The organism is Actinomyces sp. zg328, from assembly GCF_009829635.1.
In the GTDB taxonomy this organism is placed as follows: Bacteria; Actinomycetota; Actinomycetes; order Actinomycetales; family Actinomycetaceae; genus Actinomyces; species Actinomyces marmotae.
The window spans coordinates 1-7,729 of sequence record NZ_VWPE01000037.1; the positions used below are offsets into that span (position 1 = coordinate 1).

The following is a 7,729-nucleotide window of genomic DNA, read 5'->3' on the forward strand; positions in this document are numbered from 1 at the left end:
TGAGGAGCCGCGCTTCGGCGTGCGCATCCAGCCCGGCGGCGCGGCGCCGGGCGCTGGGGCCTCGGGTGGCGGGGCCGTCCCCGGGGCGCCCGGCGACGGCGTGGGGGCCGCTCCCGGGGCCTTCGGCGCTGCCGCGGCTCCCAGCGTCCCGGCGGCTCCTGGTGTCCCGGCCGCCCCCGGAACGATCGAGGGGTCCGGTGGCGCGGCCCCGGTCCCCGAGGACTACGACCCTTATCTGCGTCGCTGACGGGCGGCCCCATCGCGAGGGGCCCGGCCGCCTCGCCTCAGCAGTAGGCGGGCTCGTGTTCGAGATGGGAGACGGGCTCGATCTGGAAGGTCGAGTGCTGGATGCGCACGGGGAAGTGCTCGGCAGCGCACTCCTGGAGGCGGTCGAGGATCGTCGCCGCGTGCCCGTCCCGCAGGCACTCGTCGCGCACCACCACATGCGCGGTGAGCACGGGCAGCCCCGAGGCCACCGTCCAGGCGTGCAGGTCGTGGACCGCCTCGACGTGCTCCAAGGAGGACATGTGCGCGCGCACCTCGGCCAGGTCGAGGTCCTCGGGCGTGAAGTCCATGAGGTGGCGCATCGCCTGGCGCAGGAGCGCCGCCGCCCTGGGCACGATGAGCGCCACGATCACGAGGGAGGCGACGGCGTCGGCCCGGTCCCAGCCCGTGAGCGCCACGACGGCGGCCGCGACGATCACGCCCACTGAGCCCAGGGCGTCGCCCAGGACCTCCAGGAACGCGGCACGCGTATTGAGGTTCTCCCCGCGCCCACCCGCCAGGACCAGGAGCGCGACGATGTTGGCGACCAGGCCGATGACGCCCATCACCGCCATCCCATGGGCCTGAACCGGAGGAGCGGTGATGAGGTGGCGCACCGCCTGGAGGGCCACCACCGCCCCGACGACGCTGAGCATCCCCGCCTGGAGCGCCGCCCCGAGGGCCTCCGCGCGGCGCAGGCCCCAGGTGCTGCGGTCCGTGGCCGGATGGGTGGACAGGTGGGCCGCGGTCAGCGCCATGACGAGTCCCGCGGAGTCGGTGAGCATGTGGCCAGCGTCCGCCAGGAGGGCGAGCGAGCCGGTGAGCATGGAGATGATCGCCTCGGCGACGAGGACAGTCGAGGTCAGCGCGAGCGCGATGGCCAGGCGGCGCCGCGAGGCAATCGCGGCGTGGTCGTGGGAGTGGCCGTGCGGGTGACCATGGGCATGGCTCCGCTCGCGAGGGGAGGGGGCGGGTCGGGCGCCGAGGTGCTGGGTGGGATTCACCCCCCGATCGTATCAAGAATGATTTATGAGTCAAGGGCTTAGGGCGACCTAAGACAGTCGCTGGTACTGTGCCCGCATGCGCACGGGGCACGTCATCTACTGGGCACAGGATCTCGACGCCGCGGTCAGGGATTTCCGGGAGCGGGGCTTCGCCGTCGAGTACGGGAGCGCGAGGCGGCCGATCAACGCCCTCGTCTACTTCTCCGAGGGCCCCTACCTGGAGCTCCTCGCACGAACCCTCCCCACTCCGCTCCTGCGCCTAGCGTCGGCCCTCCCCACGGCCAGCGGGCGGGCGACCCGCCGATTCACCTCGTGGGAGCGGGGGCCGGAGGGGCTGCGCGCCGTCTGCCTGGAGGGCGGGGACGCGGAGTTCGATGAGGTCGTCGAGCGCTTCGGCGCCCGTGGCCTGCGAGTGGCCCCCACGCGGATCGATACCCATGGGCGCCGTCTCCACTACCGCGTCTTCTTCCCCGAGGACCCCGAGATGCCCTTCTTCATGACCCGCTTCTCCCAGGACCCGCGCCCCCGGGACTTCACCCATCCCAATGGCGCGCGCGCCATCGCCCGCGTGGAGGCGCCCCTGAGCGACGGCGCCCGCGTGCGCATGGCCGGCCTGTGCGACGACGGCGTGCTGGCCATCCAGCGCGCCCCGGGCGCCATGCGGGTCATCTTCGACGACGGCACCGAGCTCGTCTGAACCAGTTTGAGCGTGTTTGAGCGTGTTTGAGCGCCTCTGAACCAGTTTGACCGCGCTTGAGCGCGCCGGGGATCCCGCGGGACCGTCCAAGCCCCGGTCCCGCGTGGGGATCGGGGGCACAGACGGCCCCGCGGCTCAGGGGCCTCAGGCGATGAGGCCGCTCACCCAGGCCTCGACTTCCTCGACCGTGCGGGGGATGCCCGCCGTCAGCCGCTCGACACTCCCATCGGGGCGGACGACGACGTCGTCCTCGATGCGGATCCCGATGCCGCGCAGCTCCTCAGGGGCGAGCAGGTCATCGGCGCGGAAGTACAGGCCCGGCTCGATCGTGAAGACCATGCCCGGCTCCAGTAGCGCGTCCATGCTCATCTCGCGGCGGGCCTGCGCGCAGTCGTGGACGTCAAGGCCCAGGTGATGGCTCGTGCCGTGCACCATCCAGCGGCGGTGATACTGGCCATCGGGACCCAGGGAGTCCTCGGCGGTCACGCCCTCGGGTAGCAGCCCCCACTTCTCCAGGCGGGCGGCGATGACCTCCATGGCGGCGCTGTGGACGTCCTTGAAGCGGCAGCCGGGCTGGTTCGCGCGGGCGAAGGCGGCATCGGCGGCGTCGAGCACCGCCTGGTAGACGCGGCGCTGCGGGGCGGTGAAGACGCCGTCGACCGGGATCGTGCGGGTGACATCCGCGGTGTAGAGGGAGTCGATCTCCACGCCGGCGTCCACGAGCACGAGCTCGCCGGGGCGCACGGGGCCGTCGTTGTTGATCCAGTGCAGGGTGTTGGCGTGGTCCCCGGCCGCGGCGATCGTGTCGTAGCCCAGGCCGTTGCCCTCCTCACGGGCGATGGCGGCGAAGGCCCCCTCCAGCACGCGCTCGCCGCGCCAGTGACCCACCGCGCGCGGGATGGAGCGGATGAGGTCGTCGAATCCGGCCTTCGTGGCGTCGACGGCGGCCTGCATCTGGGCGATCTCCCAGGCATCCTTGCGCAGGCGCAACTCGCTGGCCGCCTCCAGGAGGCGGTCGTCGACCTCGGTGGCGGCCTGGCCACAGGCCAGCCCTGCGGCCTGACGGACCTGGTCCACGAGCGCGGTGATGGCCTCATCGGCCTGGGCGATGACGCGCAGGCGCACGCCGTCGGCCCCGGCGTCCTTGGCCAGGGCGTCGCCGAGGCTGTCGATATGGGCACAGCGGATGCCGGTGACGGCCTCGACCTCCTCGATAGAGGGACGCGCCCCCACCCACAACTCGCCATAGCGGGGGTTGGCGTAGAACTCCTGGGAGGCCCGTGAGGCGCGGGGTCGGAAGTACAGGACGCCCTCATGCGTGGGCTCTCCCTCGGGCGCGGGGGCGCCAGGCGGAGTGAGGGGCTCCAGGACGAGCACGGCATCGGGCTCGAAATCGGTGCCGGTGCCCGCCAGATGGGAGAAGGCGGAGTGCGGGCGGAAGCGGTAGTCGCAGTCGTTGTTGCGGACCTTGAGGGGGCCGGCGGGGACGACGAGGCGCTCACCGGGGAACTGGGCGCCCAGGGCGGCTCGGCGCGCGACGGCCCAGTCGGCGGCCTCGGAGCGCGGCGGGAGTCCGGATGGGCGAGGCCCCCAGCCGGAGCCGATGAAATCCCGGAACGCCTGGTTGGTGGGCTGGCGGGAGCGGTTGTCGCCCCGCTGCGCGAGGGACTGCGGGGCGGCTCCCGGGGCGTTCGAGGCGGGGGCGCCCGCAGTGGTCTCAGGGACGGCGGTCTCGGGGACGGTGGTCTCGGGGACGGTGGTCTCGGGGACGGTGGTCTCGGGGACGGTGGGCGCCTGGGGGCGGCTGGCTGAGGAGGACTGGCTCATGGGCGCATCCTCCCACCGCGGCCGTGCGCCCGCCCAACCCAGGGCGGTTGCCCGACCCAGAGTGGCTGCCCAACTCAGAGTGGTTGCCCGACCCAGAGTGGCCAGACCTCCCGGGCCGCACTCACTGGTGCGGTTCGCACTCACTGGTGCCGTTTGCACCCACTGGTGCGGGTAGGACGCTCCGGTCGGTGTGGTTGGCTCCGCTCGGTGTGGATGGCTCCGGTCGGTGTGGGTGGCGCTGGTCGCTCTCACTGGTGCGGTGCACGCTCACTGGTGCGGTTCGCACTCACTGGTGCCGTTTGCACCCACTGGTGCGGGTAGGACGCTCCGGTCGGTGTGGGTGGCGCTGGTCGCTCTCACTGGTGCGGTGCACGCTCACAGGTGCGGTTCGCACTCACAGGTGCCGTTTGCACCCACTGGTGCGGGTAGGACGCTCCGGTCGGTGTGGATGGCGCTGGTCGGTGTGGTTGGCTCCGGTCGGTGTGGGTGGCGCTGGTCGCTCTCACTGGTGCGGTGCACGCTCACTGGTGCGGTTCGCACCCACTGGTGCCGTTTGCACCCACAGGTGCGGGCAGGACGCTCCGGTCGGTGTGGGTGGTGCCGGTCGGTGTGGATGGCTCCGCTCGCACTCACTGGTGCGGTGCACGCTCACTGGTGCCGTTTGCACTCACTGGTGCCGTTTGCACCCACTGGTGCGGGTAGGACGCTCCGCTCGGTGTGGATGGCGCTGGTCGGTGTGGATGGCGCTGGTCGGTGTGGGTGGTGCTGGTCGGTGTGGGTGGTGCCGGTCGGTGTGGGTGGTGCCGGTCGGTGTGGGTGGCTCCGGTCGGTGTGGATGGCTCCGCTCTGTGTGGATGGCGCGGTTCGCACCCACTGGTGCGGGTAGGACGCTCCGCTCGGTGAGCCGATACCTGCCGCGCCCACGCCCTCTCAAGCCGCCGGCTCAGGCATCGGCGTCGTCGTCGGGAAAATGGACGCCGATCTGCGCGCGGGCCTCGGACAGGACCTCGATCGCGGCCACCGAGGCGGACACGGGGTGGAGCTCGGAGCCTCGCGCGCCGGCGCTCACGAGTCGGCAGACCTCCGCCAGGAGGGGGCCCATCACCTCGCCCGAGCGCGTCACGGACAGGTCCTCACGGGATTCCTCCGGGGAGCCGGGCGCGGTGATGAGACTGATGTGTTCGGGCCACTGGCAGTGGTCGAGGAGAATCGCGCTGGACTCGCCGGAGATCTGGCTGCCCAGGGCGTTGGCGGAGGTCTTGGAGTGCAGGCAGGCCACTTCCAGGCCGACGCGCTCCCCGGTGTCATAGGAGAGGGTGACCGTGCCGTGGGAGTCGACGCCGGAGTCCAGGAGTTGCGCCGTGGCGGTGACGCGGTCCGGGGGCCCGAACAAGTGGATGGCCAAGCTCACGGGGTAGATGCCGAGATCCATGAGCGAGCCGCCGCCGAGCGCCGGGTCGAAGGCCGGGGGAAGGTCGCCGGCCCGGTAGGCGCTCATGCGCGAGGAGAACTGCTCGCGCACGAACGTGGCTCGGCGCGGTTCCCCGAGCCGGGGGAGAGCGGCGCGGATGGCGGCGACGCCGGGCTCGAAGGCGGTCTGCCAGGCCTCCATGAGGAAGCCGCCAGTGCGCTCAGCGGTTGCGGCCATGGCCCGGGCCTGCGCGGGAGTCAGGGTGAAGGGCTTCTCCACGAGCACCCCGTACCCGGCCTCCAGGGCCGCGATCGCCTGGGCGGCGTGCAGGGAGTTGGGCGAGCCGATGTAGATGACGTCGATGGGCGCGGCGCGGTCCGGGCCGTGCTCGGCGAGCATCGCCTCGAGGGTGGGATGGGCGTGGGGCACGCCGTGCTCGGCGGCGAAGGCGGCGGCGCGCTCGGGCCTGGCCGAGGCGACGGCGACGATCTCGGCGGCGGGCTCGGCGGCCACGGCGCGGGCGAACCAGGTGGCGATGAATCCCGCGCCGACGACGCCGAAGCGCACCCGGCGCCCAGCGCTCGCGGAGGGCCCGGAGCGGGTGCGAGGCAGGGGCGAGCCAGATGTGGCGGCGGGGGAGGGGTGGCCGGTGCTGGCTGTGCTCATGCCCCCACTGTTCCACTGAGCCGGCGCCCTGTCACCGGCTGGACCCGGACGGGAGGGCAGCTGGCTGGCCAGTGCTCCCCGACTCTGGCCAGTGCTCCCGCCCCCTGGGCCCGCAGCCCTCGCCCAGCTCGCGCGCCCTTGCCCAACTCGCGCGCCCTCGAGCCGGGAGGATGAGGGCGCGCGAGCGGGCCGAGACGGCGTCCGGGAGGAGGGTTGCGGGGCGCGGGGACTGGGGAGGCCGAGCCCGGCGCGCCCTCCTAGACTTGGCTGGTGCGCATCGACCCCCACACCCACTCCTCCTGCTCCGACGGCACGGACGCCCCGGCGGAGCTCATGCGGGCGGCCGCCCAAGCGGGCCTCGACGTCGTCGGCCTGACCGACCACGACACGACGATCGGCTGGGAGGAGGCCGCCGCCGCGGTGCCGTCCACGGGAGTGACCCTCCTGCGCGGCACCGAGATCTCCTGCGCTGCGGGTGGAGTCACCCTCCACCTGCTCGCCTACCTCTTCGACCCCGAGGACGAGGCCCTCGCCGAGGCCTTCGCCCACGCCCGCGACTCCCGGGGGACCCGCGCCCAGCGCATGGTCGAGCGCATCGCCGTCGACTACCCCATCACGTGGGAGGACGTGCTCGCCCAATCGGTCGGCCACGCCATCGGCCGGCCCCACATCGCCGACGCGCTCGTCGCCGCGGGCTCCTTCGAGAACCGGGACGCGGCCTTCGCCGGCCCCCTGGCCGTCTCCAGCCCCTACTACGCGCACTACTGGGCCCTGGACCCCGTCGAGGCCTGCGCCCTCGTACGGGCCGCCGGGGGCGTGCCCGTTGCCGCCCATCCCCGAGCCTCCCAGCGCCAGCGCCGGCTTGTGCCCGATGAGACCTTCGCCGCCATGGCCGAGGCCGGGCTCGCCGCCCTGGAGGTCGACCACCGCGACCACGGACCCGCCGACCGCCGCGCCGCGCGGGACCTCGCCGACCGCCTCGGCCTGGGCGTCTCGGGATCCTCCGACTACCATGGCGCCGGCAAGCCCAATCGACTGGGGGAGAACCTCATGGCCCCCGAGCTCCTCGAGCGGATCGTGGACGAGGGGGCCCTGCCGCTCGTCACCCCCTGACACCGGGGCGCCCGCGCCCTCCCCATCCCCGTCCCCTAGAAAGCCCCTCCGTGCTCGACGACGTCCTCAGCCCCTCCGTGTTCCTCACCGCCTTCACGACGATCCTCGTCATCCAGGACCCGCTCGGCGCCATCCCCGTCTTCCTGTCCCTCACCCGCCGTCAGAGCCCCGAGCGGCGCCGCGCCTCCGCCCGCCAGGCAACCCTGCTCAGCCTCGCGGTCATCCTTGCCTTCGCGATCTTCGGCCGCTCCATCCTGGGGCTGCTGGGGATCTCCGTGGCCGCCCTCCAGGTCTCCGGCGGGCTCCTCCTGCTGCTGGTCGCCCTGGAACTGCTCACCGAGAGTTCCCGCGCGGACGATGACGCCGATTCTGCCGACTCCAACGTCGCCCTCGTCCCTTTGGGCACGCCGCTGCTCGCGGGCCCCGGCGCGATCGCCGCGGCCATGGTCGCCGTCGAGTCCGCGCCCGCGCCCGTGACCGGATGGGTGTCCGTGACCCTGGCGATCGTCGTCGTCCACGTCATCACCTGGCTGGCGCTGCGCTTCTCACTCACGCTGCACCGGGTCCTGGGCGAGGCGATGATCCTGGTCCTGACCCGCGTCATGGGCCTGCTGCTGGCCGCGATCGCCGTGCAGATGATCGGCGACGGCATCACCACGTACATCGGCGAGCGTTTCTGAGCCGGCGCTGGGGCTCCCTCACGGAGCGCCCCAGCGCCGGCTCAGTGGCCCGTTAGCCCGTTGGCCA

The 7,729-nt window shown here is 72.8% G+C and carries 6 protein-coding genes and 1 pseudogene; 4 read left to right on the forward strand and 3 right to left on the reverse strand.

Annotation, left to right across the window (positions count from 1 at the left end; genetic code table 11):
* A pseudogene (locus GVV75_RS09910) lies at nt 1-247 on the forward strand (general stress protein); the annotation flags it as partial.
* A 37-nt stretch (nt 248-284) separates the two neighbouring features.
* On the opposite strand, the gene GVV75_RS09915 reads toward GVV75_RS09910, so the two are convergent.
* Nucleotides 285-1,268: a cation diffusion facilitator family transporter gene (locus tag GVV75_RS09915; RefSeq protein WP_159814584.1), complete on the reverse strand. Its 984-nt coding sequence runs from the start codon at nt 1,266-1,268 to the stop codon at nt 285-287.
* A 76-nt stretch (nt 1,269-1,344) separates the two neighbouring features.
* On the opposite strand from GVV75_RS09915, the gene GVV75_RS09920 reads away from it, so the two are divergent.
* Complete coding sequence (locus GVV75_RS09920; protein WP_159718138.1) at nt 1,345-1,965, forward strand: VOC family protein; 621 nt, start codon at nt 1,345-1,347, stop codon at nt 1,963-1,965.
* A gap of 144 nt (nt 1,966-2,109) precedes the next feature.
* On the opposite strand, the gene GVV75_RS09925 is transcribed toward GVV75_RS09920, so the two are convergent.
* Both GVV75_RS09925 and GVV75_RS09930 read right to left on the reverse strand, forming a co-directional pair.
* A complete protein-coding gene (locus GVV75_RS09925; protein WP_159814586.1) occupies nt 2,110-3,792 on the reverse strand; it encodes an aminopeptidase P family protein in 1,683 nt (560 codons plus the stop codon).
* Between the two features lie 943 nt (nt 3,793-4,735).
* Nucleotides 4,736-5,869 carry a Gfo/Idh/MocA family protein gene (locus GVV75_RS09930; RefSeq protein ID WP_159814588.1) on the reverse strand — a complete coding sequence of 378 codons (1,134 nt, stop codon included), beginning with the start codon at nt 5,867-5,869 and terminating at the stop codon, nt 4,736-4,738.
* 270 nt (nt 5,870-6,139) lie between these two features.
* On the opposite strand from GVV75_RS09930, the gene GVV75_RS09935 reads away from it, so the two are divergent.
* The gene (locus GVV75_RS09935) at nt 6,140-6,982 is read left to right on the forward strand and encodes a PHP domain-containing protein (protein WP_159718144.1); all 843 of its coding nucleotides are present in this window, start codon (nt 6,140-6,142) and stop codon (nt 6,980-6,982) included.
* Nucleotides 6,983-7,032: 50 nt separating this feature from the next.
* A complete protein-coding gene (locus GVV75_RS09940; protein WP_159718146.1) occupies nt 7,033-7,662 on the forward strand; it encodes a MarC family protein in 630 nt (209 codons plus the stop codon).
* Nucleotides 7,663-7,729: the final 67 nt, after the last annotated feature.